This window comes from Streptomyces sp. NPDC001157 (assembly GCF_053598255.1).
Genome location: NZ_JBSFJW010000035.1, coordinates 45,861 through 72,347, shown reverse-complemented (window position 1 = coordinate 72,347; position 26,487 = coordinate 45,861). Strand labels below are relative to the sequence as shown.

The following is a 26,487-nucleotide window of genomic DNA, read 5'->3' as shown; positions in this document are numbered from 1 at the left end:
ACAATCCGCTAGGAGGCAGACCATGTCAGGACCCCGCCCCGTACGAGCGCCGCGCGGTACGGAACTGAGCGCCCTGGGATGGCAGCAGGAAGCCGCCCTGCGGATGCTGCAGAACAACCTCGACCCGGAGGTCGCCGAGCACCCCGACAAGCTCGTCGTCTACGGCGGCACCGGCAAGGCCGCCCGCGACTGGCGCTCCTTCGACGCCATGGTGCGGACCCTGAAGGGGCTGAAGCAGGACGAGACCATGCTGGTCCAGTCCGGCCGCCCCGTCGGCGTCATGCAGACCCACGAGTGGGCCCCGCGCGTCCTGATCGCCAACTCCAACCTTGTCGGCGACTGGGCCAACTGGGAGGAGTTCCGCCGCCTGGAGGCCCTCGGCCTGACCATGTACGGGCAGATGACCGCCGGTTCCTGGATCTACATCGGCACCCAGGGCATCCTCCAGGGCACCTACGAGACCTTCGCCGCCGTCGCCGCGAAGAAGTTCAACGGCACTCTCGCCGGGACGATCACCCTCACCGCCGGCCTCGGCGGCATGGGTGGCGCCCAGCCCCTCGCCGTGACCATGAACGACGGCGTCGCCATCTGCATCGACTGCGACCCGCGTGCCATCGAGCGCCGCATCGAGCACCGGTACCTGGACGTGAAGGCCGACAGCCTGGAGCACGCTCTCCAGCTCGCGGTCGAGGCCCGCGACGCCCGCCGCCCGCTCTCCATCGGCCTGCTGGGCAACGCCGCCGAACTGCTGCCCCGCATGCTCGCCGAGGGCGCCCCCATCGACATCGTCACCGACCAGACATCCGCCCACGACCCGCTGTCGTACCTGCCGCTGGGCGTCGACTTCGACGACATGGCGGACGCGGCGGCGAAGGACCCGGCCGGGTTCACGGTGCGGGCACGGGAGTCGATGGCCAGGCACGTCGAGGCGATGGTCGGCTTCATGGACGCCGGTGCGGAGGTCTTCGACTACGGCAACTCGATCCGTGGCGAGGCCCAACTCGCCGGTTACGAGCGGGCGTTCGCGTTCCCCGGCTTTGTGCCGGCGTACATCCGGCCGCTGTTCTGCGAGGGCAAGGGGCCCTTCCGGTGGGCTGCCCTGTCGGGTGAGGCGTCCGACATCGCGAAGACCGACAAGGCGATCCTGGACCTCTTCCCGGAGAACGAGTCCCTCGCGCGCTGGATCAAGATGGCCGGGGAGCGGGTTCACTTCCAGGGGCTGCCCGCGCGTATCTGCTGGCTCGGCTACGGCGAGCGGGACAAGGCCGGTGAGCGGTTCAACGACATGGTCGCGAGCGGTGAGCTGGCGGCTCCGCTGGCCATCGGGCGGGATCATCTGGACTGCGGTTCCGTGGCGTCCCCGTACCGCGAGACCGAGGCCATGCTCGACGGGTCCGACGCGATTGCCGACTGGCCGCTGCTGAACGCCATGGTCAACGTGGCGTCCGGGGCGTCGTGGGTCTCCATCCACCACGGTGGTGGTGTCGGCATGGGGCGGTCCATCCATGCGGGGCAGGTCTCCGTCGCCGACGGCACCAAGCTTGCCGGCGAGAAGATCCGCCGGGTACTGACGAACGACCCCGGGATGGGTGTCATCCGGCATGTCGACGCCGGGTACGACATCGCCGAGTCGGTCGCCGACGAGCGGGGTGTGCGGGTTCCCATGCGCGAGGGTGACGACGCGTGACCCTTCCGGGAGATGAGCGGCGCGGCAACCGTCCGGTGGGGGCTGAGCTCTCGTCGCCGCCTGCGGGTTCGGCTGTGCCCACCCGTTCCGCCCTGCGGAACGACTGCCCACAGCCCGTCCGGGCTGACGGCTCACAGGCTGGACCGGCTGACGGCTCACAGCCTGGACGACCTGACGGCTCACAGCCTGGACGGGCTGACGCTCCACATCCTGGATGGGCGGGCGCTCCAGAGCCTGGACGGACTGACGCGCGGCAGCCTGGACAGGCGGGCGCCTTGCAGTCCTCCGGAGGTAACTCGTTCCACTCCATGTGGCGCGAACTGCTGCCCATCGGGCAGCACCCCGACTCCCGTGGCTACCGCCGTTTCGCCTGGACGGGCGCCGACACCGAATGCCGGGCCTGGTTCAAGGAGCAGGCCGAGGCACGCGGGATGGCCTACGAGGTCGACCGGAACGGGAATCAGTGGGCCTGGGTCGGGGATCCGGGCGCCGGGGACGCAGTCGTCACGGGGTCGCATCTCGACTCCGTGCCCGACGGGGGTGCCTTCGACGGGCCCCTGGGCGTCGTGTCCTCCTTCGCCGCGCTCGATGAACTCCGCGGGAGGGGAGTGGAGTTCAGCAAGCCGCTCGCCATCGTCAACTTCGGTGACGAGGAGGGCGCCCGGTTCGGGCTGGCCTGTGTCGGGTCGCGGCTCACCGCCGGGCAGCTCACCGTCGAGAACGCCCACAAGCTGACCGACGGGGACGGCGTCAGCCTGCCCAAGGCCATGGAGGCCGCCGGGTACGACCCCGACGCCATCGGCGCCGACCCGGAGCGGCTGGCCCGCATCGGCGCCTTCGTCGAGCTGCACGTCGAGCAGGGCAGGGCGCTGGACCTGTCCGGCGACCGCGTCGGCATCGCCAGTGCCATCTGGCCGCACGGGCGCTGGCGCTTCGACTTCCGGGGCGAGGCCAACCACGCCGGCACGACCCGTCTCGTCGACCGGCACGACCCCATGCTGTCGTACGCCGAGACCGTGCTCGCCGCCCGCCGGGAGGCCGAACTCGCCGGTGCCGTCGCCACCTTCGGCAAGATCGCCGTCGAGCCGAACGGCGTCAACGCCATCCCCTCGCTGGTGCGCGGCTGGCTCGACTCCCGCGCCGAGGACCAGGAGCGCCTCGATGCCGTGGTCGGCGGGATCGAGAACGCCGCCCGCGAGTACGCCGCCGCACACGGTGTCGACCTCGACGTCGTCCGTGAGTCCTTCACGCCCGTCGTCGAGTTCGACCACGCCCTGCGTGACGAACTGGCCCGCATCCTCGGCAAGGACACCGACATCACGGTCCCGGTCCTGGGTACCGGGGCCGGACACGACGCCGGAATCCTCTCCGGGAGCATCCCGACCGCCATGCTGTTCGTGCGCAACCCCACGGGTGTCTCGCACTCCCCGGCCGAGTTCGCCGCCGAGGACGACTGCGTGGCCGGGGTCCTCGCACTCGCCGACGTACTGGAAGGGCTGGCCTGCAGGTGACGCACTCCGACACGCGGACGTACTGGCTGGAGCACGCCTGGCTCGACACCCACGTCGAGCCGGGAGTCGCCGTCGAGGTGGCGGACGGCCGCATCACCGCCGTCCGCACGGACGTGCCCACCCCGCCCCCCGGCGCCGAGATCCTGCGCGGACTGACGCTGCCGGGGCTGGCGAACGCCCACTCGCACGCCTTCCACCGTGCCCTGCGTTCCACCGTCCAGGTCGGCTCCGGCACCTTCTGGACCTGGCGCGAGGTCATGTACTCGTTCGCCGACAAGCTGACCCCGGACACGTACCACGCGCTCGCCCGTGCCGTGTACGCCGAGATGGCGCTGGCGGGCGTCACCTCCGTAGGCGAGTTCCACTACGTCCACCACGCACGCGGCGGCACCCCCTACGCCGACCCCAACGCCATGGGCGAGGCCCTCATCGCGGCCGCCGCCGACGCCGGAATCCGCATCACCCTCCTCGACACCGTCTACCTCTCCTCCGGCCTCTCGATCCGGCCCGGTGGTGAGCCGCCCAACACCCATCAGCTGCGCTTCTCCGACGGCAGCGCGGAGGCCTGGGCCGAACGCTGTTCAGTTCTCAAGGAACGGGATCACGCGCGGATCGGTGCGGCGATCCACTCCGTACGGGCCGTGCCCGCCGACCAGTTGGCGACCGTGGCGCGGTGGGCCGAGGAGCGGCGGGCCCCGCTCCATGTGCACCTGTCGGAGCAGACCGCCGAGAACGAGGCGTGCCTGGAGGTCCACGGGTGCACCCCGACCCAGCTCCTCGCCCTGCACGGGGTGCTCGGCCCGCGCACCACCGGCGTCCACAACACCCACCTCACCGCCGAGGACATCTCTCTCATCGGCGGCTCCGGCACCGGCACCTGCATGTGCCCGACGACCGAGCGGGACCTCGCGGACGGCATCGGACCGGCCGTCGCCCTGCAGAACGAGGGCTCCCCGCTCTCCCTCGGCTCCGACAGCCACGCCGTCATCGACCTGTTCGAAGAGGCCCGCGCGATGGAGCTCGACGAGCGCCTGCGCACCCGCAGCCGCGGCCACTGGACCGCCGCGGCGCTGCTGCGCGCGGCCTCGGCCGACGGTCACGCCGCGCTCGGCTGGGACGAGGCGGGCACGATCGAGCAGGGCGCCCTCGCCGACCTCACGACGATCGCGCTCGACTCGGTCAGAACAGCGGGACCGCTGCCCAGGCTCGGCGCCGAGACCGCCGTATTCGCGGCGACCGCAGCGGATGTACGGCACACGATCGTGGGCGGCCGGCACGTCGTACGCGACGGCGCGCACGCGCTCGTACCGGAAGTGCCGCAGGCCCTCGCACAAGCCGTCGAAGCCCTGCGCGGCTGACCAAAATCCCCCGTCCGGCCACCCACGAGGACACGACGATGAGCAGCACCGTCATCACCAACATCGCCACGCTGGTCACCAACGACCCCTCCCTCGGTGACGGCTCCCCCCTCGGACTGATCCAGGACGCGGCGCTCGTCATCGACGGCGACCGCATCGCGTGGACCGGTGAATCAAGCAAAGCACCCGCCACTGACAACCGGGTCGACGCCGGCGGCCGCGCGGTCCTCCCCGGCTTCGTCGACTCGCACTCCCACCTGGTCTTCGCGGGCGACCGGACCCAGGAGTTCAACGCCCGGATGTCCGGGCGGTCCTACAGCGCGGGCGGCATCCGCACCACCGTCGCCGCCACCCGCGCCGCGAGCGACGAGGAGCTGGAGGCCAACCTCACCCGCTACCTCGCCGAGGCCCTCCGCCAGGGCACCACGACCTTCGAGACGAAGTCCGGCTACGGCCTGACCACCGAGGACGAGTCCCGCGCCCTGCGCATCGCCGCCGCCCACACCGACGAGGTCACCTACCTCGGCGCCCACATCGTGTCCCCCGACTACGCCGACGACCCCGCCGGCTATGTCGCCCTGGTCACCGGCGAGATGCTCGACGCCTGTGCGCCGTACGCCCGTTGGATCGACGTCTTCTGCGAGAAGGGCGCCTTCGACGGCGACCAGGCCCGCGCGATCCTCACCGCGGGCAAGGCCAGGGGCCTGCACCCGCGCGTCCACGCCAACCAGCTCTCCTACGGCCCCGGCGTCCAACTGGCCGTGGAACTGGACGCGGCCAGCGCCGACCACTGCACCCATCTCACGGACGCGGACGTCGACGCGCTCGCGGGCAGCCGTACGGTCGCCACCCTCCTGCCCGGAGCCGAGTTCTCCACCCGCGCCGAGTGGCCGAACGCCCGCCGTCTCCTCGACGCGGGCGCCACCGTCGCCCTCTCCACCGACTGCAACCCGGGCTCGTCCTTCACCTCCTCCGTCCCCTTCTGCATCGCCCTCGCGGTACGGGACATGGGGATGACCCCGGACGAGGCGGTCTGGTCGGCCACGGCGGGCGGCGCGGCGGCTCTGCGGCGGGACGACATCGGCCGCCTGACCCCCGGCGCGTACGCGGACCTGATCGCCCTCGACGCCCCGAGTCACGTCCACCTCGCCTACCGGCCGGGTGTGCCGCTGGTCACCGGGGTGTGGCGCCGGGGCGTCCAGGAAGTCTGACCGGGCCTCCTGATCAGGAGGCCCCCGCCCGCCACTGCTGCTCGGCACCGCCGTCCAGCGGTCGCAGCGACAGTCCGTCGCCCCCGTACGGAGTCAGGGCCGTCTCGATGGCGATCGCGGGCCGGATCACACCGTCGGCGTCCACCGTGAACCGCAGGTTCTCGCCGTTGTTGCTGTCCACCGAGTCGCACTCCCAGATGCCCACGCCCCTGTCCACGTCACCCCTGCTGTCCAGGCAGAAGTCCGGGTCGGCGGACGACTGCACCACCCCGCGCGCGGAGTCGACGCGCCAGCGCTGGGTGCGGGACGAGGAGCAGGGGGCCGTGATGACGTCCGTGCCCTTCTCGAAGTCGCCGTCGCGGACGTCCAGGCACCGGCCGGTGGCGATGTTCACGATCTGCGCGAAGGTGCCGTTCGGGGCGTGGGTGGGGGAGGGGGAGGGCTTCGGCGACTTCGAAGGCGCCTTCGAGGGCCGCTTGGAGGGGGAGGAACTCCGCGTCGGTGACGGAGACTTGCTCTTCGCCGAGGGTGACGGCGACGGCGAGGGGACGGCGGAGACCGTCGCCGTCACCGTGACCTGCGCCGGGATCGTCGGCGTACCCACCGCGCCCGCCTCCTGGGGCGGCGAGGACGGCGAAGCGGCCTGGGAGAGAAGGAAGACGATCAGGGGAGCCAGGGCCACGCCGACGGCGATCGAGGTCAGCAGGAGGCGCCGGGACGGGGGCCAGGGTGAGAAGTCCGCACGGGCCTCGGGGCGCGGTGCGTCGGGGCGCGGTGCGTCGGGCGTCGTGGCATAGGCCCTGCCCGCCCAGGGCAGCAGGCCCTCGGCCAGTGCGGTGCGTGGCGAGTCACGCAGGGCCGACAGTTCCTCGTAGGCCGTCGTGCAGTGGGCGCAGTGCACCATGTGAGCCCGCAGGTCGGCGCTGGTGCGCGGGCTGTCGGGTCGTACCGACTCCTCGATGAGCCGGCCGAAGTTGCCGCAGCGCGGGTCGGCCGAGGCGGCCAGGCGGGAGCGCAGGCACGCCTGGCCCATGGCCTGGAGGGCGGCGCCGGTCTCATGGCCCACGTCCTCGCGGGTCAGGCCGAGGAAGGCCGCCGTCCTGTCCTCCGTCTCCTGCTCGACGACGCCGTACCAGACGAGGCCCTGGGCGCGGGACGGAAGGGACCGGAAGGCGGTGAGCATGGGCGGTACGGGGGCCTCGGAGCCCGCCGTGGTCAGGACGAGCAGCAGACCCGGGTCGAGACCGCCGGCTCGCCCGGCGGTCGCCCAGGAGGCGGCCAGTTGCCCGGTCAGCAGCAGGAGTTGAAGGCGGAGGGGGACCAGGGGTTCGGTGCCGCGTGCCGTCTGCCGGGCCGCCAGGGTGAACGCCTGCGCGGCCAGGTCCCGTGCGGCGGCCTCGCTCGCCGTGCACAGCCGGGCGTAGGCGAGGACCGACGGCTGATGGCGGGCGCGGAGCTCCTGCAGGGCCGGATACAGGGTGGGGGTGCTGGTGCGCAGCAGGTCGGTCAGCCGCCCGTCGGACGTGCCCGCATGCACCTCTGTCTGGGGCACACCCCCAGACCCCCGGCCGCCTCCGGTCTCGACGCCGCTGTCGGTCCCGTCGGCCCGAGCCATCGCCACCCGCCTCCTTGCACCCTTGCCGCCCGCCCGGAGCTCTGGCGTACCGGCGGGTATGGGGGCCCATAGTGATGGATGTAAACCTCTGGGGAAAGAGTTTCTGTGGGTAACCCAGGGAAAGCCAGAGCGCGGTGCCCCCGGCCGTCAGCCGGGCGCACCGCGCTCAGAAACGCTCAGTGAAGAGGTGTCACTCCTCGACTGTCAGCCCCTTGCGCAACCGCACCAGCGTCCGCGACAGCAGCCGCGACACATGCATCTGCGAGATGCCGAGCTCTTCGCCTATCTCGGACTGGGTCAGGCCCGCGACGAAACGCAGGGAGAGGATCTGCCGGTCCCGGGGCGGGAGTTCGGCGATCAGCGGTTTCAACGACTCGACGTACTCGATGCCTTCGAGTCCGTGGTCCTCGTATCCGATCCGGTCCGCGAGCGCGCCCTCGGCGTCGTCCTCCTCGGGCTGGGCGTCCAGTGAGGAGGCGGTGTACGCGTTCGACGCCGCCATGCCCTCGACGACCTCGTCCTTGGTCAGCTCCAGGCGCTCCGCGAGCTCCGCCACCGTCGGCGCCCGGTCGAGCTTCTGGGCCAGCTCGTCGCCGGCCTTGGCCAGGTCGAGCCGGAGCTCCTGCAGTCTGCGCGGTACGCGCACGGACCACGAGGTGTCGCGGAAGAAGCGCTTGATCTCGCCGACGATGGTCGGCATGGCGAACGTGGGGAACTCGACGCCCCGTGCCAGTTCGAACCGGTCGATCGCCTTGATCAGGCCGATCGTGCCGACCTGGATGATGTCCTCCATCGGCTCGCTCCGGGAGCGGAACCGGGAGGCGGCGAACTTGACCAGCGCGAGGTTGAGCTCGACGAGGGTGTTACGGACGTACGAGTATTCGTGCGTGCCTTCCTCGAGGGACTCAAGGCGCTCGAAGAGGGTCTTGGAGAGCGCTCGTGCGTCTACCGGTCCCACTTCGTCGTACGGGGGGATCTCCGGAAGGCCTGCCAGCCCGGTGAGCCCGGCAAGCGTGTCTGGGTCGTTTCTCTCGATGCTCTCGATGGGATCCAGATGTTCCGGAGGGGATGCCGACGTCGCCTCCTGGGTATGCGATGCGTCGAGCCGGGGTGACATGATGTCCTCCATCGTTCTCGGCATATGGCTGCCGAAGCCGGTGCGTGCACTGCGGTGTGCGGCGCCTCCAAAGCCGGGCCGTGTCGGTTACGTATCCCTACTAGCCCTACCCGCTTTCCCACGCCCGCCGCAAGTGCGTTCTGTGGGGATATGTCCGTTTACGTGCGGTTGTTCGGGTGTCGGAGAGTGTGAGGAAGGCGTAGTGTTCGAGGGCGTGAGTCAGCAGCCACGACGTCGGGAGAAAGACGGCATGGACCGCGGGACGGTCGGCAGCGCACAGTCTGGCCGGCTACTGGTGGAGGTCAGGGAAGAGGGCTCCAGCGCCGTAGTGACCCCGGTGGGTGAGTTGGATCACCACACCGCCGATCTGTTGCGTGAGCCACTCGAGGAATGCCTCGCCAAGGGATTCAGCCGGCTGGTGGTGGACTGCTCACGGCTGGAGTTCTGCGACTCCACCGGACTCAATGTGCTGCTCGGCGCGCGCCTCAAGGCGGAGGCCGCCGGGGGCGGGGTGCATCTCGCGGGGATGCAGCCCGTGGTGGCGCGCGTCTTCGAGATCACCGGGGCGGAAGCGGTCTTCACCGTCCATGACACGCTCGAGGCGGCTCTGGCCGATGAAGCCGGCTGAGGCCCGCTGGGCCCGGCCGCCGTGCCCGACCCGGTGTCCTGTCCCGCTCGCCCCTGTGTGACCGGCACTTTCCGGGCGCCCCGCCCTCCGGGCCGAATAGGGGGTGTTCTGCCGGTTCGGTCGGGCAGGAGACATCCTGTCGGCAGGGACATCCTGAACGTGTCGGCAGCAACAAGTGGACGACAACATGTGGACGGCAACATGTCGACGGCACAGCGACGGCTCCACCGTCGAGGTACGTAGTGACTTTTGAATCGTGAACTGGTGAATCGGTGAATCGGTGAGGTGAAGCGCTGATGAGCACCACCCGGCCTTACTCGCCGGGCGACCGCGGCCCGGAGCCGAGCGGCGCTTCCGGGGAGCCCGAGGGCGACGAGGCCCCGTCGTCGGCTGCGCCCGCGTCGTCCGCGGGCGGCGGCCAGGTCCGCAGACTGAACTTCGACGGCGAGAGCGGCGTCGTGCCGCTCGCCCGCGACTTTGCCCGCCAGGCGCTGTACGCGTGGGGCTGGCTGCCCGCCGCCACCGCCGACCAGCGGGCCGCCGCCGAGGACGTGCTGCTCGTCGTCTCCGAACTGGTCACCAACGCCTGTCTGCACGCCGAGGGCCCGGACCAGCTGTGGATCGCCTGCGACAACAAGGTCATCCGCATCGAGGTCTCGGACAAGGGCTCGGGCCAGCCGGCCCCCCGCACCCCGCACCGCGCGGGCCGCCCCGGCGGGCACGGCATGTTCATCGTGCAGCGGCTCTGCCTGGACTGGGGAGTCGTACGGACACCGGGAGTGACCGGCAAGACCGTGTGGGCGGAGCTGGGCGCCCCGGCGTAGTACGCCCGCGCCGGCTCGGTGTTACCCACGGTCACCCTCTCCACCGGAACCCCCTCCCGCGCGCGCCGGATCCCCACAACTCCGGCGTGCATCGTCTCTTCCCTCCTCAAGACCCCGGGCGTACCTTGACGGCCCGATCTGATGTGCCGTCAGGAAGTACAGGGGAACCCGAGGATCTCGAAGAGGGAGCGGAACCGTGTCGTACCGGAATCGAACCGCCGCGCTCGCGTCCGCCGCGGCCCTGGCCGGCTCGGCGGTGCTGCTCGCCGCCCCCGCAGCCGAGGCCAAGGTCGTCGACGTCAACTACCAGTGCAAGACGCCGATCGGCAACAAGAGCGCCGTCTCGCCCATCGACATCAAGAGCGTGAAGAGCGGCAGCGGCTACAAGCTCACCATGTCGTGGCAGAAAGGCGTCTCCTCCAGCCCGGTCGAACTGGGCAAGGGTGCGATGAACCCGAGCGCCACCATCAAGCTGGGCGGCGCCGACAGCGGCACGGTGTCCGTGTCCGGACCCGCCAACCAGGCGGCGATCCCCGCCAACACCCCCATCAAGATCAATGACTTGACGGGCACCTACACGCCGAAGAAGACCGGCATGGTCACCTTCACCCCGGGCCTCCTCACCATCAAGGCGCTCGGTACGACGACCACGTGCACGCCCTCCAACAGCCCGGGACCGGCGCTCACCCTCGACGTGACAGCCGCGGGTGGCTCCGCCGGTGGCAGCCAGGGTGGTACGGACTCTGGGGGGTCCCTTCCGCAGACCGGGCCCGACGACTCCGCGATCGCGCTTGGGACGCTCGGCGGGACGGTGCTGCTTGCGGGCGCGGCGGGCGCCCTGTGGCTGACTCGGCGGAACCAGGCGGTTCGCCGCTAGGCGCCCCGCAGGTTGTGCCGCGATACGTCGTCGGTCGTCTGCGGCGTCGTCGTGGCCGGTCGCGCCCACACGGCGGAGCCGCAAATCGACACAGCCCCGCGCCCCTTACGGGGCGCTGCCCAACCGCTCCGACTTACGACCGCTGGAGCCGCCGGATGCCATCTGCTGCCCGTGTCCTGCTCGTGTCCCTGCTGCTCGTGATGACCGCCGCCCCGTCTGCCTCGGCCGCCGACGGCTGGTCGCTGGCGCCCTCCGGTGGTGGGCGCCCGGCGTTCTACGGCGAGGGCGCGCCCGGGGCGGTTCTGCAGGACACGGTGTCGGTGGTCAACCGGAGTGGGCGGGCGGTCACGGTGCGGCTGAGCGGTAGCGGCGTTCACGTCACCTTCGCCGCCGACCGGGTGCGGGTGCCCGCCCGTACTCGTGCCGATGTGCCCTTCACGGTGAGTGCGCGCGGTGACCGCAGTGGCGAGATCGCCGCCCGGGACCAGGACGGCCACAGGGCCGCGGTCCCGGTCCGGCTGCGGGTGGGGGGACCGGCGCTGTCGGCGCTGACCGTCGAGCACGTGGTGGTGCGTGGCGACCGCATCACTTACGACGTGGTCGACCGCGGCACCACGGTCCTCGTGCCGAGCGTCTCCGTGCACGCCGACGGTGTCCTCGGACCGGTCCTCGACCGAGCCCCGCGCACCCTGCCCGTCCACCTCCGGCCGGGCCAGCGCCTCCGACTCACCGAACCCTGGCCCGACCGCCCCGCCCTGGACTCGGTCGACGTCCGGCTGACCGTGACGGCGGCCGGCGGCGCGCACGACTCGGCCGGTGCGTCGGCGCGGTTCGTGCCGTGGGGAGCGGTGACGGGGATCGCGGGTGCGGTGGCGGCAGGGGGTGCGCTGCTTCTCGTACGAGGCCTACGGCATCGCAGGCGCCGTACCGCCGACGGCGAGCTGCTCGAACCCCCGCGTACGGAAGCCGAGTTGACGGGAGCGGTGACGTGAACGGCAAGCTGCGGATCACGGCGTTGTCGGCGGTGCTCGCGCTGCTCCTGCTGCCCCTGGCGGGCACGGCTGCGGCGGACGGGCCGACCGTCACGCTGTCCAAGTCCCAGGCCGGTACCGGAGGTTCGATCACCGTCAGCGGTAGCGGATGGCGTTCGCACGCGCTGCTGATGATGCTGATCTGCGGGCAGGCGACGCCGTCGCGGGGCGTGATCGGCGGCACCAACTCCTGCGCCAACTCGGACGGGAGGGCCGTCACCACCGACGCCAAGGGCTCCTTCAGCAAGAAGCTGCCGGTCGCCGAGCCGCCGGTGCCGTGCCCGTGCGTGGTGCACGCGGCAACGGTCGAGGGCGCGAAGGCGCAGGCGGACGCGGCCTTCCAGGTGGCCGGGCACGCCGTCGAACCGCTGCCCGCCGAGCCGTCCGGCGGGCGTCTGTCGGTCCTCACCGACACCCGGCTCGACGGGTCGAGCGGCCTGCTCACCTGGTTCGGCGCGCCGCCGTCACGCACCCTCGTCCTCACCGTCGGCAACGCCGGCACCACCGCGATCAAGAACCCGGTCTTCCAACTCGGCACCTCCCACGGCGTGTTCGCCCCGAAGTGGGAGGACCAGGAGTGGCGCGGCACCATCGCGCCCGGCAAGAAGGCACAGCTCAGGCTCCCCGTCGAACTCACCGCGGGCGCGCACGGCGACTACACCGTCTCCCTCAAGTACAGCGGCAAGGTCCTCGCCGAGCAGCCCTGGGGCGTGGGCCGCCCCTGGGGCGTGACCCTGTTCTGGATCCTGGTCTGCCTGGTCGTGCCGGCCGCGGTGTTCCGTGCCGGGATGGCGATCGTGGACCGGGTACGGCCGCGCAGGGCCGGCGGCCTTCGGCACCGGGGACTCCGCCTGCCCGAACTGGCCCTGCGCATACCGAAGTTCACCACCAAGGCGGCTCACGAGCCGCCCTCGAACGCGACCCTGCCGTGGTTCACCCCGGACTCCGATCCGGGCACGGCCGGTCGGCTCTCCGCACCGCACCACGACGACAGCCCGACGAGTCCTACGACTCCTACGACTCCTACGACTCCCACCAGGAAGGGACCCCCGTGAGAAAGCGCAGGAGAGTCACACCGGTCGGCAGCGGGAGGGCGGGTGCGGCGGGCGCCGCGCTGGTACTGGGCTCGGCAGGCATCCTGCTGGGCCTGGCCGCCGCACCCGCGCAGGCCGCGGAGGTGTCGTTCGCGACGCACTGCGTGCCGCCCGCGGGCATCACCCCCGTCGACGGCACCACGAAGGTCGAGATCACCGCGCCGGCCACGGCGAAGGTGGGCGACACGGTGAACGTCGTATGGAAGTTCGTCCAGGCCGCTTCCAAGAACCCGGACATCATCGACCTGCCCGCCAACTCGGTCCAGCCGTCCGGGGTGTTGAAGGCGGCGGGCGCGCAGGCCGCCGACATCGCGATGCAGGGCACACGGACGAACCCGGCCATCCCCAAGGGCGGCGCCATGGTGCTGTCCGACATGAAGGGCACCCTGAAGCTGACGGCACCGGGCCAGGTGACACTGACGCCGGACGCCTACACCGTCAACGCCATGTCGACGGACACCATGTGCACGCCGAAGGAGACGGTGCAGAAGGCGGCGACGATCGAGGTGTCGCCGGGCGGCGGAAGCTCGTCGAGCACGACGCCGGACCCGACGGACTCGGCCTCCCGGTCGTCCTCACCGTCCGCGTCGGCTTCCGCTTCCGCCAGTGACGGCACCGGCAGCGACCAGACCGACTTCACCGGCAAGGAAGTCGACATCCCGTACACCTGTCAGTCGCCCATCGGCGAGAAGAAGGCGACCTCGCCCATCCAGATCGACGCCAGGAAGAACGGCGGCAGTTTCGACCTCACCGTGCAGTTCAAGAAGTCGGTGATGGACAGTCCGGCCGACATCCCGAAGGGCTCGGTCAAGCCGTCGATGGAGGTCGTCCTGGGCGGCGCCGACAAGGGCACGGTGCATGTGGAGGGGCCCACCAACTCCAAGGACATCAAGTCCGGCGAACCGATCGAGATCCCCGACCTCACCGGCACCTACAAGCCGGGCGCGGACGGCAAGTCGACCCTCTCCCCGGGCGTCCTCACGATCAACGCCCTGGGCACGACGACCACCTGCAAGCCCGACAGGACCGAGGTCTCCCTGACCCTGGACACGACACAGCAGGCGAGCGGGGCGTCGGGCGGTTCGTCGTCGACGTCCGGCGGCACGTCGTCGTCCTCGTCGTCGAGCGGAGGCCTGGCGCAGACGGGTTCGAGCGACCACGGAGCCCTGAAGGCCCTCGGCCTGGTGGCCGGTACGGCGATCCTCCTGGGCGGCGCGGTGTTCACGTTCATGCCGCGGCGGCGGATGCGCTGACCTCGGGGAACGGACCTCAAATGTTGCTCAGAACGCCGGCCTGGGCTGGCATGAGCATCATTCCGGAGGCTAGGTTTCCATCTCGGAACCGGCCATTCCTGGGCGGTTTCAGGCCACATAAATCCCGGCTGTCCTCCCATGACCTCCTGACCAGAGGCGATCAGGGGGCAGCCGTTCACATGGGGAGAATCATGCGCAAGAAGTTCACGGGGGCTCTCGCAGTTATGGCGCTGGCGGGTGCCATTGCCCTCGGCAGCGCGGGCTCGGCCAGCGCGGCCGGCGGCGGCTTCGGCGAGCACTCGCCGGGCAAGTGGCAGAGCGGTGAGGGCGGCTACGCCCTCGGCTGCGCCATCGCTTCGCTGTGGGGCGTGAAGTGCGGCTGAGCCGTCGGTGAGCGCACGGGAGGGGCGGTCCGGGAAGACCCGGACCGCCCCTCCCGCATGTGTGGGCCGAGGCCCTCGGATCAGTGCACGTCGCCCATGAGCTTGATGACCTTCTTGCGGTAGGCGACGAAGCCCAGGCCGCCGAGGACGGCGATCACGCCCTGGACCTCGAAGGACGTCGTCGACAAGAACGCGTCCCCGACGACGAGCTGGGTCAGCGCGGCCAGGCAGTCGCCGGCGGTGACCGCGAGGAAGAACAGACCCATCATCTGGCTCGCGTACTTCTGAGGCGCCAGCTTGGTGGTGACCGACAGGCCGACCGGGGACAGGCACAGCTCGGCCACCGTCTGGATCAGGTACACGGAGCACAGCCACAGCGGGGTGACCTTGGCGTCGCCGGCAGCCCCCATGGCCAGCATCATCACGCCGAAGGAGACACCGATGCCAATGAGACCGAGGGCGAACTTCACCGTGGTGCTCGGGTTGCGCCGGCCCAGCTTGATCCACAGGGCCGCGATCACCGGCGCGAGCGCCATGACGAAGAGCGGGTTCAGTGCCTGGAACCAGCTGCCCGGGAAGTGGAAGCCCCACATCTTGTTCGAGGTGTGGTCGGTGGCGAACAGGTTCAGGGTCGAGCCCGACTGGTCGTAGATCATCCAGAAGACCGCGGCGACGACGAAGAACCACACGAAACCAGAGATCTTGGACTTCTCGTCCGCCGTCAGTTCCTTGTCCCGGCGCATGCGGGTGAAGAAGAAAGCGGGCAGCGCCAGACCCAGAAGGGACAGCGGCCACAGGACCCAGTCGATCGTGAACGAGCCGGTGGCGGCCACGATGCCGTAGAAGACCGCGGCGGCCGCGGCCCACAAGCCCGCCTTCTTCAGCAGGGCGGCCTTCTCGGCGGCGTCCACCGGCCGCGGCACCTGATTGCTGATCGGGCTCAGGTGGCGCGTGCCGAGCAGGTACTGGGTCAGGCCCAGCGCCATGCCCACACCCGCGAGCGCGAAGCCGAAGTGCCAGTTGGTGACGTCGGCGACCCAGCCGATGAGCAGCGGGGCGACGAAGGCGCCCAGGTTGATGCCCATGTAGAAGACGGTGAAGGCGCCGTCGCGGCGGGCGTCGTTGCGGTTCGGGTAGAGGTGGCCGACCATCGTGGAGATGTTGGCCTTCAACAGACCCGAGCCGACGGCGATGAAGACGAGGCCGACGAAGAAGGACGCCTTGACCGGCACTGCGAGCAGGAAGTGGCCGATCATGATGATCGTGCCTGCGATCGCCACGGTCTTGCGTGGACCCCACAGGCGGTCACCGATCCAGCCGCCGGGCATGGCCAGCAGATAGACGGTGGCGTTGTACACCGAGTAGATCGCCGCGCCGGTGGCGGCTGCGAATGCGAGCCCGCCCTTGGACGCCGGAGCGACCAGGTACAGGACGAGCAGAGCCCTCATGCCGTAGAAGCTGAACCGCTCCCACATCTCGGTCATGAAGAGAGTGGCCAGTCCGCGGGGGTGGCCGAAGAAGGTCTTCTCGGAGCCGGGGGTGTCCGGGCGGACCGAGTCCTTCGTCAGGCTGGACGCCATGGTCGTTCCTTGCTGTGCTGGTGGGGGTTTACCGCACACAAAAGAGACCTTCGGCGTCAAATAGTTGCCAAAGGTCCCCGCAGTGCTACAGGCGTTGTTTCACCATACGGCAGGACACTGCCGGATATGGAAGGACTTGAGACAGGGATCACAGGTGGAGGTGGAACCATACACACCTTTTCCAAGGTCTCTTCGGTGATCACACCGCACAGACACAGGTTCGCTCCGCGGCGCCCAAAGGTAAGAATCACGCGTGCCGATCACACCACAGCACCTGTCAAGAGCGGACTACCATCACCTCATGACCCGTGTACTGCTCGCCGAGGACGACGCGTCCATCTCGGAGCCGCTGGCCCGTGCCCTGCGCCGGGAAGGTTACGAGGTCGAGGTGCGCGAGGACGGACCCACCGCGCTCGACGCCGGAAACGCCGGCGGCATCGACCTGGTCGTGCTGGACCTCGGTCTGCCCGGCATGGACGGCCTCGAGGTCGCCCGCCGGCTGCGCGCCGAAGGCCACACCGTGCCGATCCTCATCCTGACCGCGCGTGCCGACGAGGTGGACACCGTCGTCGGTCTCGACGCCGGTGCCGACGACTACGTCACCAAGCCCTTCCGGCTCGCCGAACTGCTCGCCCGTGTCCGGGCCCTGCTGCGGCGCGGTGCGGCCGAGCCGGCGCAACCGCCCGCCACGCACGGCGTGCGGATCGACGTCGAATCGCACCGGGCGTGGATGGGGGACGAGGAACTCCAGCTCACCGCCAAGGAGTTCGACCTGCTGCGGGTGCTGGTGCGGGACGCGGGGCGGGTTGTCACCCGGGACCAGTTGATGCGCGAGGTATGGGACACCACCTGGTGGTCCTCGACCAAGACCCTCGACATGCACATCTCGTGGCTGCGTAAGAAGTTGGGCGACGATGCGGCAAACCCGCGGTACATCGCCACCGTGCGGGGTGTGGGTTTCCGGTTCGAGAAGAGTTAGTCGGCTACGCGCGTTGCGCCGTGGGGTTGAGGGTTCGCGGCTGCCGACCGTATGTGGCTGGTCGCGCCCACGCGGCGGAGCCGCAAGTCGACACAGCCCCGCGCCCCTTCAGGGCGCTGTCCGTACCCGGCGTTCCGAGGCGCCCTTGGCACACTGGTCGTCGTAGAACCGCTGCCCGGAGGGCCCCGTGCGTCGTCGTCTTATTCAGTCCACTCTTGCCGTCGTGCTCGTGGTCATCGCCGTCTTCGGTGTGTCTCTTGTCATCGTCGAGACGCGGACCATCAGCAACAGCGCCCAGGAACGGGTGAGCTCCGAGGCGCAGCGGCTGGCCAGCATTGTGGACAGCCGACTCATCGGGGCGGGAACCGTCAGCGCGGAGGTGCTGAAGGGGCAGGTCACGGGGGAGCGGTACGCCGTGATCCAGATCCCTGGGCAGTCCGCCATCGAGGTCGGGAGCAAGCCCGAGGGTGAGGTCATCCGCGGGCGGGCCACGGGCGAGGAGGGCGAGCGGGTCGTCGTCGAGGAGCCGCGTTCGACCGTGAGCCGGGAGGTCGGCCGCACGCTGCTGATCATCGGGCTGGTCGCGCTGCTCGCCGTGGTGGCCGCCGTACTGTTGGCGATCCGGCAAGCCAACCGGCTCGCATCCCCGCTCACCGACCTCGCGGAGACCGCCGAGCGGCTGGGTTCCGGCGACCCGCGGCCCCGCCACAAGCGCTACGGCGTTCCCGAGCTGGACCGGGTGGCGGACGTCCTCGACTCCTCCGCCGAGCGCATCGGCCGCATGCTCACCGCCGAGCGGCGCCTGGCGGCCGACGCCTCCCATCAGCTGCGTACGCCGCTGACCGCGCTGTCGATGCGGCTCGAGGAGATCACTCTCACCGACGACCCGGACACGGTGAAGGAGGAGGCCAACGTCGCCCTCACCCAGGTCGAGCGGCTCACGGACGTCGTGGAGCGGCTGCTGACCAACGCCCGTGACCCCCGCACCGGCAGTGCCGTCCCCTTCGACCTCGACGAGGTCATCCAGCAGCAGCTCGCCGAGTGGCGGCCCGCCTACCGCCAGGCCGGGCGGGCGATCGTGAGCTCCGGCAAGCGGCATCTGCAGGCGGTCGGCACACCGGGCGCGGTCGCGCAGGTGCTGGCGGCGCTGATCGAGAACTCGCTGATGCACGGCGGGGGCACGGTGGCGCTGCGGACCCGGGTGACCGGCAACCAGGCGGTCGTGGAGGTCACCGACGAGGGTCCGGGCGTACCCGCGGACCTCGGTGCGCGGATCTTCGAACGCACGATCAGCGGACGGAACTCCACGGGCATCGGGCTGGCGGTGGCGCGGGACCTGGCGGAGGCGGACGGCGGGCGTCTGGAGATGCTGCAGACCCAGCCGCCGGTGTTCGGCCTGTTCCTGTCGCGTACGCCGCTGAAGCGGCCGCCGGCGGAGGACGAGGAGCCGATGGTCCGCTAGGCGCTCCGCCAGGGAGTGCCGCGATGGGGCGTCGGTTGTCTGCGGCTCCACCGTGGCTGGTCGCGCCCGCGCGGCGGAGCCGCAGATCCGATACAGCCCAGCGCCCCTCTGGGGTGCTTCAGCTCACGTGGGCCTTGCGCTTCGGGCGTTCCGCCTCGGCCGCCTCGGCCTCTTCCAGGATCGATTCTGCGCTTGCCACGGCCTCGTGGGCGGGCAGGGCCTTGAACACCCAGGTGCGGTACGACCAGAACCGGAACAGTGTGCCGATGCCGATGCCGACGACCTTGAAGATGTTGCGCTCCAGCGAGCTCTCCCAGCCGAAGCCGTAGATGGCCGCGTACAGGATGCCGTTCTCGATCACCAGGCCGACCGCGCTGAAGGCCAGGAAGAGCGAGAGCTCCTTGGTCCGGGCGCTCTTGTCGCGGTCACGGTAGGTGAAGTAGCGGAACCCCAGGTAGTTGACGCCGATCGCGACGACGGTCGCGATCACGTTGGCGCGTACGGCCTGCAGGCTCGTGAGGTGCCAGAGCAGATTGGAGACTCCGAAGTTCACGACGGTGCCCAGGGCACCCACCGCACCGAACTTGGCAACCTCGTGTGCGAGCCTTCGCAGCCCGGCGGAACCATGTCCCATGGCCGTGCAGGCCCCCATTCGGTCGGTTTCGTCAACTCAGCCATGCTAACCACCCCCCTTCTCAAACGCCTGTGGTTGTGTTCACAGGTGGGACAGAGGTCGGGAAGAGGACCGGAAAAGTCCGGAAAGGCAGAGGTAAGAGGCCCCGGAAACGGCCGGAAACCGGTGGGCGTGGCGCGGCCGATACCCTAGGGGCGTGACGTTCCCGGTAGTCGGCATGGTCGGCGGGGGCCAGCTCGCTCGTATGACACACGAGGCAGGCATCCCGCTGGGCATCAGGTTCAAGCTCCTCAGTGACACCCCTCAGGATTCCGCGGCGCAGGTCGTCAGCGATGTCGTCATCGGCGACTATCGCGACCTCGACACGCTGCGTGAGTTCGCGAGGGGCTGCGATGTGATCACTTTCGATCACGAACACGTACCCACCGAGCACCTCAGGGCGCTGGAGGCGGACGGCATCCCCGTGCGCCCGGGCCCCGACGCGCTCGTGCACGCCCAGGACAAGGGCGTGATGCGCGCGCGGCTTGATGCGATCGGTGTGCCGTGCCCGCGGCACCGGATCGTGACCGATCCGGCGGACGTGGCCGCCTTCGCGGCGGAAGGGGACGGCTTCCCGGTCGTCCTCAAGACGGTCCGCGGCGGTTACGACGGCAAGGGTGTGTGGGTCGTCGACGACGTGACGGAGGCGGAGGACCCGTTCCGCGCGGGCGTCCCGGTCCTCGCCGAGGAGAAGGTCGACTACGTACGGGAGCTGGCGGCGAACGTCGTGCGCTCCCCGCACGGCCAGGCGGTCGCGTACCCGGTCGTCGAGTCCCAGCAGGTGAACGGCGTCTGCGACACCGTGATCGCGCCCGCCCCCGACCTGGACGAGAGCCTCGCCCTGCAGGCGGAGGAGATGGCGCTGCGCATCGCCAAGGAACTGGACGTCGTCGGCCACCTCGCCGTCGAGCTGTTCCAGACCCGCGACGGCCGCATCCTCGTCAACGAGCTCGCGATGCGCCCGCACAACTCCGGCCACTGGACCCAGGACGGCGCGATCACCTCGCAATTCGCCAACCACGTCCGCGCGGTCCTGGACCTCCCGCTCGGCGACCCGCGCCCGCGCGCCAAGTGGACCGTCATGGTCAACGTGCTCGGCGGCGACTACCCGGACATGTACTCCGCGTATCTGCACTGCATGGCCCGCGACCCCAAGCTGAAGATCCACATGTACGGCAAGGACGTGAAGCCCGGCCGAAAGGTGGGCCACGTCAACACCTACGGCGACGACCTGGACGACGTCATCGAGCGCGCACGTCACGCAGCCGGTTACCTGAGAGGCACGATCACGGAATGAGTACTGCTGCCGGCCCGGTCGTGGGCATCGTCATGGGCTCCGACTCCGACTGGCCCGTCATGGAGGCCGCCGCCCAGGCTCTCGACGAGTTCGAGATCGACTACGAGGTCGACGTCGTCTCCGCGCACCGCATGCCGCGCGAGATGATCGCGTACGGCGAGCAGGTCGCCGAGCGGGGACTCAAGGTGATCATCGCGGGCGCCGGGGGCGCCGCCCACCTCCCCGGGATGCTCGCCTCCGTCACCCCGCTGCCGGTCATCGGCGTCCCGGTGCCGCTGAAGTACCTCGACGGCATGGACTCCCTGCTGTCGATCGTGCAGATGCCGGCCGGCGTGCCCGTCGCGACCGTGTCCGTGGCCGGTGCCCGCAACGCGGGTCTGCTCGCGGCCCGCATCCTGGCCACGCAGGACGACGAACTCCTCGGCCGCATGCGGGAGTTCCAGCAGGAGCTGAACGACCAGGCCACCGAGAAGGGCAAGCGCCTCAGGTCCAAGGTCGAGGGCTCCAACGGCTTCGGCTTCGGCAAGTGACGGCCGTGGGACCGCTGGAGGCGGCCCGCGAACTCCTGCGCGAGTTCCCGGTCGTCGACGGCCACAACGACCTGCCCTGGGCGCTGCGCAAGCAGGTCCGCTACGACCTCGACGCCCGCGACATCGCCGTACACCAGAACGCCCTTCTGCACACCGACCTCCCGCGCCTGCGCGAGGGCGGCGTCGGTGCGCAGTACTGGTCGGTGTACGTCCCCTCCGATCTGCCGGACGCGGTGCCCGCGACGCTCGAACAGATCGACTGCGTACGGCAGTTGCTGGCGCGCTACCCGGCGGATCTGGCGCCCGCGCTGACGGCCGCGGACATGGAGTCGGCGCGCGGTGAGGGCCGTATCGCCTCCCTCATGGGTGCGGAGGGCGGGCACTCCATCGCCTGTTCGCTCGGCACGCTGCGCGGTCTGTACGGGCTGGGCGTCCGCTACATGACGCTCACCCACAACGACAACATTCCGTGGGCGGACTCGGCGACCGACGAGCCGAACGTCGGCGGCCTGTCGGCCTTCGGCCGCGAGGTGGTGCGGGAGATGAACCGCCTCGGCATGCTGGTCGACCTCTCGCACGTGGCGGCGACGACCATGCGCGACGCGCTGGACGCCACCTCCGCGCCGGTGATCTTCTCCCACTCCTCCTCCCGGGCCGTCTGCGACCACCCCCGCAACATCCCGGACGACGTGCTGGAGCGCCTGCCCGGGAACGGCGGTGTGGCGATGGTGACGTTCGTGCCCAAGTTCGTGCTCCAGGCGGCCGTGGACTGGACGGCCGCGGCGGACGAGAACCTGCGTTCGCACGGCTTCCATCATCTCGACACGACCCCCGAGGCGATGAAGCTCCACCGCGCCTTCGAGGAGCGCAACCCGCGCCCGGTCGCCACGGTCTCGACGGTCGCCGACCACCTGGACCACATGCGTGAGGTCGCCGGCATCGACCACCTCGGCATCGGCGGCGACTACGACGGCACCGCCTTCACCCCGGACGGCCTCGGCGACGTCTCGGGCTACCCGAACCTGATCGCCGAACTCCTGGACCGAGGCTGGTCGAAGCCCGACCTGGCCAAGCTGACCTGGCAGAACTCGGTACGGGTACTGGGCGCGGCGGAGGACGTGGCCCGCGAGCTACAGGCGACCCGCCCGGCGTCCAACGCGACGATCGAGTCCCTGGACGGCTGACCGCCCACGGCGGGGCGTTTCGGGATCCGGCACCGCTGCTCGGCTCCGGTACCCCCGAACGCCCCGTTCACCAGGAAGCGCCCCGCGCCCCCGTGCGACGGTGACCGTACCCCTTGGGGACGATTCACGACGTACGGAGCCCGCCATGGCAGACCTCCAGGACGACGACCTGCACACCATCGGGGAGCTTGACGGCATCGGCCTGCCCGACCCCTTGCCGGCCGGGCCGTACCAGCCCGTCTCCGATCCGGGCGCCGCCCCCGTGGAGCGCGCCCACGCCATCCTGGCCGTCCATCCCGTCGCCGACGGCTACAACGGGCTCCCCTGGGCCCTCAGACATCTGTCCTGGTACGACCTGGAGCTCGGCGAGAGCGACGTCGACACCGACGTGCCGCGGCTGCAGGAGGGGCACGTCGGCATGCTGTTCGGGTCGCTGCACCTCCCCGAGGGCGTCGACGAGGACCGGATCGTCGCGGAGACCCTGGAGCAGCTGGACCTCGTGAACACCGTGGCGCGGGCCCATCCCGGGGGGCTGCGCCTCGTCTGCACCGCCGGGCAGGCCACCGACGCCCATCACTGCGGCCGTATCGCCGTGCTGCTCGGCCCCGCCGAGGCCGCCGCGCTCGGCGACTCCCTCGGCATCCTGCGCGCCCTGTACACCCTCGGCCTGCGCGTCCTCACCCTGTCCGGGGTGTCCTGGGCGAGCGAGGCCGGGCTCACCCGGTTCGGTGAGGAGGTCCTGCGGGAGATGAACCGGCTCGGTGTGCTCGCCGACCTCTCCGGTGCCTCCGACGACACCGTCCGCCGCACCCTGGCGATCTCCAGGGCGCCGGTCCTGTTCACCCGCTCCGCCGCCGCCACCCTGCGCCCCCACCCGGCCAACCTCTCCGACGACCTGCTCACCCGGCTCGGTGCCGCCAAGGGGCTGTGCATGGTGCCGCTGACGCCGGAACAGACGGGCTCGTCCGTCCAGGACGTCGCCGACCACCTCGACCATGTGCGTGAGGTGGCGGGCCCGGACTGCGTCGGCCTGTCCGGGACCTACGACGCCGGCACCGCCCACCCCCAGGACCTGGACGACGCCTCCTGCTACCCGCACCTCATCGCCGAACTCCTGAACCGCGGCTGGCCCGAGCCCGATATCGCGCTGCTGACCTGGGGAAACGTCCAGCGCGTCCTGCGTACCGCCGACTTCACGGCCCGCGCGCTCCAGGAGCGCCGGGAGCCCTCGACGGCGACCATCGCGGAACTCGACGGGCGGTCTACGGCTCGCTGATCCGGCACAGGCAGAACGGGTGCCCGGCGGGGTCGGCGTACACCTGGAAGTCCTTCTTCTCGCGGTCCTCCAGGTCCAGCGGCCGCGCCCCGAGCGCCAGCACCTTCTCGTGCGCCGCGTCGATCTCCTCCCAGGTCGACCCCGCGTCGAAGTCGAGGTGGAACTGCTGGGAGTTGCGGTCCGCGCGCGGCCACTCGGGCGGGGTGAGGCCCTGAGCCCGCTGGAAGGCGAGCCGGGGCCCGCCCGGGATGTGCAGGACGACCCAGTCGGGGTCCTCCTCCTCGGGGGTACCGCCCGCGACGCCCGCGTAGAAGCGGGCGAGGGCGCGCGGGTCGGGGCAGTCGAGGACGACGGAGCGGAAGCGGGCCACTGGCATGGTGTCCTCCCGGTTCAGCAGGCGCAGAGACAGAACGGGTGCCCGGCCGGGTCGGCGTAAACCCGCCAGGTGCGCGAGCGGTCGTCGGCGTCCAGCGGCTTGGCACCGAGCGCCAGCACACCCGCCTCGGCCGCGTCCAGGTCGTCGACGGTCAGGTCCAGGTGGAACTGCTGGGAGTGGTCGGGCGCCGGCCACTCGGGGGCGACGAAGCCGGGGGAGGCCTGGAAGGCCAGCGCCCGGCCGTCGGGGGTGGTGAGGTCCGCCCAGCCGTCCTGCGCCTCGACGGTGCCGCCCAGCACCTCGGCGTAGAACCCGGCCAGCGCGCTCGGGTCGGGACAGTCCAGGACGACGGCGCCCAGTTCGGCGAGAGCCATGACTTCCTCCTGCGTTACCTGTAGATGCGGTCATGCAGTAACGGTTACTGCATGCTGCCTCATTGGAGGTAACGTCGCAAGCATGAGTGAGAGATCGGCCGCGCCGGGCAGCCTGGTTCTCGTCGAGTCCCTGGTGAACACGCTGGACATCGAGTCCGGCGCCGACGCGCTGGACACGGCGGACGGCCGGGCGCGGTTCGGGCTCTCGGAGGGCGAGGTGGCGGACGCGCGTGAGCTGCGCGAGTCACTGCGCGCGGTGCTGCTCGCCCACGCCGGACATCCGCCGCACCGCACGGTGACACCCCTGAGCGAGCTGCTGGCCTCCGCGCCCCTGCGCCTGACCGTCGATGCCGCGGACGGCTCGGCGGCCCTCGCGTCCGCCGACGCGGAGTCCCTGCTCTCCCGTGTCGCCGTCGCCGTCGCCGAATCGCTCGTGGCCGGCACCTGGCTGCGTCTGAAGGCCTGCGAGTCGGTCACCTGCCACTGGGCGTACTACGACCGCAGTCCGGCCGGCCGCGGCCGCTGGTGTTCCATGCAGGTGTGCGGGGCGCGCGCGAAAATGCGCCGGTACCGGGCGAAGTAGTTCCCCGGCAGCGCCGTGGGCCGGTGGTGCAGAATGCAACAAGACGCCGGTTCGGCCGACTGAGCCTCGGCCGAACCGGCGTCGTTCACGTCTGTGAGCCGGAGTCCGGTGGCTACGCGGTGGGGCGTCCCATGGCCCGGTACGTCCAGCCCGCCTTGCGCCACAGCTCCGGGTCGAGGGCGTTGCGCCCGTCCAGGATCACCCGGTCCGCCGCGACCTCGCCCAACGCCGCCGGGTCCAGCTCGCGGAACTCCCGCCACTCGGTCAGGTGCAGGACGACGTGGGCGCCCCGTACGGCCTCGATCGCCGTGTCGGCGTAGCCGAGCGTCGGGAAGACCTTGCGGGCGTTGTCCATGCCCTTCGGGTCGTACACGGTGACCTGGCCGCCCTGGAGGTGGATCTGGCCCGCGACATTCAGGGCGGGGGAGTCGCGTACGTCGTCCGAGTCCGGCTTGAACGTGGCGCCGAGCACCGCGACCCGCTTGCCCAGGAAGGGCCCGCCCCCGAGCACCTGCCGCGCCAGCTCCACCATCTGCCCGCGCTGCCGCATGTTGATCGAGTCGATCTCGCGCAGGAAGGTCAGCGCCTGGTCGGCGCCGAGCTCACCGGCGCGCGCCATGAACGCCCGGATGTCCTTGGGCAGACAGCCGCCGCCGAACCCGATCCCCGCCCGCAGGAACTTCTTGCCGATCCGGTCGTCGTACCCGATGGCCTCGGCCAGCTTCGTGACATCGCCGCCGGAGGCCTCGCACATCTCGGCCATCGCGTTGATGAAGGAGATCTTGGTCGCGAGGAAGGAGTTGGCGGACGTCTTCACCAGCTCGGCGGTCGGGAAGTCGGTGACGACGAACGGCGTCCCCTCGGACAGCGGCGTCGCGTACACCTCCCGCAGCAGCTTCTCCGCCCGCTCGCTGCGCACGCCGACCACGATCCGGTCGGGGTGCAGGGTGTCGTCGACGGCGAACCCCTCGCGCAGGAACTCGGGGTTCCAGGCCAGCTCGGCGTCCTCGCCGGCCGGGGAGTTCTCGACGAGGAAGCGGGCCAGCCGGTCGGCGGACCCGACCGGCACCGTCGACTTGCCGACGACCAGTGCGGGCCCGGTCAGATGCGGGGCGAGCGAGGCGAAGGCGGAGTCGACGTACGACATGTCGCAGGCGTACTCGCCGTGCTTCTGCGGGGTGTTGATGCACAGGAAGTGGACGTCGCCGAAGGCCCCCACCTCGGCCCAGTCCATCGTGACGCGGAGCCGCCCGGTGGATCCCTCGATCCCGGCGACGTGCTTGCGGAGCAGCTCGTCGAGGCCGGGCTCGAACATCGGGGCCTCGCCCCGCGCCAGCTTCTCGATCTTCTCCGGTACGACGTCCAGGGCGAGCACCTCGAAGCCCAGCTCGGCCATCGCGGCGGCGTGTGTCGCGCCGAGATAGCCGGTGCCGATCACGGTGATCCTGAGGGCCATGGGTGCTCCAGAAGAGGGACGTGGTTGGTGCCGAGCCGAGCATAGTCGGGCTGTTCCCCGGGCACTTTTCCCGCTGTCGCCAAGCTCACGTATCACTCCCGTGGGCCGCCCCCTAAAATTTGAGTTAC

The 26,487-nt window shown here is 70.6% G+C and carries 25 protein-coding genes; 18 read left to right on the top strand and 7 right to left on the bottom strand.

Annotated features, from left to right (window positions below; translation table 11 throughout):
* The first annotated feature begins 22 nt into the window (after positions 1-22).
* The 4 genes from hutU (at position 23) to hutI (ending at position 5,767) form a co-directional block, all read left to right on the top strand.
* Entirely contained in the window at positions 23-1,687 is a 1,665-nt protein-coding gene (gene hutU / locus ACWDAG_RS38860) for a urocanate hydratase (RefSeq protein ID WP_450700264.1), read from the top strand.
* A gap of 308 nt (positions 1,688-1,995) precedes the next feature.
* Positions 1,996-3,198: an allantoate amidohydrolase gene (locus ACWDAG_RS38855; protein WP_450700291.1), complete on the top strand. Its 1,203-nt coding sequence runs from the start codon at positions 1,996-1,998 to the stop codon at positions 3,196-3,198.
* Positions 3,195-4,556 (top strand): formimidoylglutamate deiminase, encoded by a 1,362-nt coding sequence (locus ACWDAG_RS38850; protein WP_450700263.1) that lies wholly within the window; start codon positions 3,195-3,197, stop codon positions 4,554-4,556. Before ACWDAG_RS38855 ends, ACWDAG_RS38850 begins: the two co-directional genes overlap by 4 nt.
* A gap of 38 nt (positions 4,557-4,594) precedes the next feature.
* On the top strand, positions 4,595-5,767 hold the full coding sequence (hutI, locus tag ACWDAG_RS38845) for an imidazolonepropionase (protein WP_450700262.1): 1,173 nt from the start codon (positions 4,595-4,597) through the stop codon (positions 5,765-5,767).
* A 13-nt stretch (positions 5,768-5,780) separates the two neighbouring features.
* Here the strand turns inward: hutI and ACWDAG_RS38840 are convergent, their stop codons facing one another.
* Both ACWDAG_RS38840 and ACWDAG_RS38835 read right to left on the bottom strand, forming a co-directional pair.
* Complete coding sequence (locus ACWDAG_RS38840; protein ID WP_450700261.1) at positions 5,781-7,382, bottom strand: ricin-type beta-trefoil lectin domain protein; 1,602 nt, start codon at positions 7,380-7,382, stop codon at positions 5,781-5,783.
* Positions 7,383-7,572: 190 nt separating this feature from the next.
* Positions 7,573-8,511 (bottom strand): RNA polymerase sigma factor SigF, encoded by a 939-nt coding sequence (locus ACWDAG_RS38835; protein WP_450700260.1) that lies wholly within the window; start codon positions 8,509-8,511, stop codon positions 7,573-7,575.
* Positions 8,512-8,749: 238 nt separating this feature from the next.
* Between ACWDAG_RS38835 and ACWDAG_RS38830 the strand changes: the two genes are divergently transcribed.
* The 7 genes from ACWDAG_RS38830 (at position 8,750) to ACWDAG_RS38800 (ending at position 14,589) form a co-directional block, all read left to right on the top strand.
* Complete coding sequence (locus ACWDAG_RS38830) at positions 8,750-9,127, top strand: STAS domain-containing protein (RefSeq protein ID WP_030941730.1); 378 nt, start codon at positions 8,750-8,752, stop codon at positions 9,125-9,127.
* A 296-nt stretch (positions 9,128-9,423) separates the two neighbouring features.
* Positions 9,424-9,951, top strand: a complete 528-nt coding sequence (locus ACWDAG_RS38825) for an ATP-binding protein (protein ID WP_450700259.1) — start codon at positions 9,424-9,426, stop codon at positions 9,949-9,951.
* A 196-nt stretch (positions 9,952-10,147) separates the two neighbouring features.
* Complete coding sequence (locus ACWDAG_RS38820) at positions 10,148-10,828, top strand: LPXTG cell wall anchor domain-containing protein (protein WP_450700258.1); 681 nt, start codon at positions 10,148-10,150, stop codon at positions 10,826-10,828.
* A 155-nt stretch (positions 10,829-10,983) separates the two neighbouring features.
* Entirely contained in the window at positions 10,984-11,820 is an 837-nt protein-coding gene (locus ACWDAG_RS38815) for a hypothetical protein (RefSeq protein ID WP_450700257.1), read from the top strand.
* Positions 11,817-12,914, top strand: coding sequence for a hypothetical protein (locus ACWDAG_RS38810; RefSeq protein WP_450700256.1), 1,098 nt, complete (start codon positions 11,817-11,819; stop codon positions 12,912-12,914). Before ACWDAG_RS38815 ends, ACWDAG_RS38810 begins: the two co-directional genes overlap by 4 nt.
* A complete protein-coding gene (locus ACWDAG_RS38805) occupies positions 12,911-14,206 on the top strand; it encodes a hypothetical protein (RefSeq protein ID WP_450700255.1) in 1,296 nt (431 codons plus the stop codon). Before ACWDAG_RS38810 ends, ACWDAG_RS38805 begins: the two co-directional genes overlap by 4 nt.
* 191 nt (positions 14,207-14,397) lie before the next feature.
* Positions 14,398-14,589 carry a hypothetical protein gene (locus ACWDAG_RS38800; protein ID WP_450700254.1) on the top strand — a complete coding sequence of 64 codons (192 nt, stop codon included), beginning with the start codon at positions 14,398-14,400 and terminating at the stop codon, positions 14,587-14,589.
* 80 nt (positions 14,590-14,669) lie between these two features.
* On the opposite strand, the gene ACWDAG_RS38795 is transcribed toward ACWDAG_RS38800, so the two are convergent.
* Entirely contained in the window at positions 14,670-16,169 is a 1,500-nt protein-coding gene (locus ACWDAG_RS38795; protein WP_450700253.1) for a peptide MFS transporter, read from the bottom strand.
* A 301-nt stretch (positions 16,170-16,470) separates the two neighbouring features.
* Here ACWDAG_RS38795 and ACWDAG_RS38790 point away from each other — a divergent pair, with 301 nt between their 5' ends.
* Positions 16,471-17,148 (top strand): response regulator transcription factor, encoded by a 678-nt coding sequence (locus tag ACWDAG_RS38790; RefSeq protein WP_030941720.1) that lies wholly within the window; start codon positions 16,471-16,473, stop codon positions 17,146-17,148.
* 187 nt (positions 17,149-17,335) lie between these two features.
* Complete coding sequence (locus ACWDAG_RS38785; protein ID WP_450700252.1) at positions 17,336-18,610, top strand: ATP-binding protein; 1,275 nt, start codon at positions 17,336-17,338, stop codon at positions 18,608-18,610.
* A gap of 118 nt (positions 18,611-18,728) precedes the next feature.
* On the opposite strand, the gene ACWDAG_RS38780 is transcribed toward ACWDAG_RS38785, so the two are convergent.
* On the bottom strand, positions 18,729-19,244 hold the full coding sequence (locus ACWDAG_RS38780) for a GtrA family protein (RefSeq protein WP_450700251.1): 516 nt from the start codon (positions 19,242-19,244) through the stop codon (positions 18,729-18,731).
* 196 nt (positions 19,245-19,440) lie between these two features.
* Between ACWDAG_RS38780 and ACWDAG_RS38775 the strand changes: the two genes are divergently transcribed.
* The 4 genes from ACWDAG_RS38775 to ACWDAG_RS38760 all read left to right on the top strand — a co-directional run bounded on the left by ACWDAG_RS38775 (position 19,441) and on the right by ACWDAG_RS38760 (position 23,570).
* Positions 19,441-20,580 (top strand): 5-(carboxyamino)imidazole ribonucleotide synthase, encoded by a 1,140-nt coding sequence (locus tag ACWDAG_RS38775; RefSeq protein ID WP_450700250.1) that lies wholly within the window; start codon positions 19,441-19,443, stop codon positions 20,578-20,580.
* A 32-nt stretch (positions 20,581-20,612) separates the two neighbouring features.
* Positions 20,613-21,110, top strand: coding sequence for a 5-(carboxyamino)imidazole ribonucleotide mutase (gene purE / locus ACWDAG_RS38770; RefSeq protein WP_450700290.1), 498 nt, complete (start codon positions 20,613-20,615; stop codon positions 21,108-21,110).
* A complete protein-coding gene (locus tag ACWDAG_RS38765) occupies positions 21,107-22,294 on the top strand; it encodes a dipeptidase (protein ID WP_450700249.1) in 1,188 nt (395 codons plus the stop codon). The genes purE and ACWDAG_RS38765 overlap by 4 nt, the downstream gene beginning before the upstream one ends.
* A gap of 145 nt (positions 22,295-22,439) precedes the next feature.
* The gene (locus ACWDAG_RS38760) at positions 22,440-23,570 is read left to right on the top strand and encodes a dipeptidase (protein ID WP_450700248.1); all 1,131 of its coding nucleotides are present in this window, start codon (positions 22,440-22,442) and stop codon (positions 23,568-23,570) included.
* Here ACWDAG_RS38760 and ACWDAG_RS38755 read toward each other — a convergent pair.
* Positions 23,557-23,946 (bottom strand): VOC family protein, encoded by a 390-nt coding sequence (locus ACWDAG_RS38755; RefSeq protein ID WP_365837069.1) that lies wholly within the window; start codon positions 23,944-23,946, stop codon positions 23,557-23,559. The genes ACWDAG_RS38760 and ACWDAG_RS38755 overlap by 14 nt on opposite strands.
* A 14-nt stretch (positions 23,947-23,960) precedes the next feature.
* A complete protein-coding gene (locus ACWDAG_RS38750) occupies positions 23,961-24,320 on the bottom strand; it encodes a VOC family protein (RefSeq protein WP_099929308.1) in 360 nt (119 codons plus the stop codon).
* 82 nt (positions 24,321-24,402) lie between these two features.
* On the opposite strand from ACWDAG_RS38750, the gene ACWDAG_RS38745 reads away from it, so the two are divergent.
* Positions 24,403-24,903, top strand: a complete 501-nt coding sequence (locus ACWDAG_RS38745) for a CGNR zinc finger domain-containing protein (RefSeq protein ID WP_450700247.1) — start codon at positions 24,403-24,405, stop codon at positions 24,901-24,903.
* Positions 24,904-25,015: 112 nt separating this feature from the next.
* Here ACWDAG_RS38745 and ACWDAG_RS38740 read toward each other — a convergent pair whose 3' ends face one another.
* A complete protein-coding gene (locus ACWDAG_RS38740; protein ID WP_450700246.1) occupies positions 25,016-26,359 on the bottom strand; it encodes a UDP-glucose dehydrogenase family protein in 1,344 nt (447 codons plus the stop codon).
* Between the last annotated feature and the right edge of the window lie 128 nt (positions 26,360-26,487).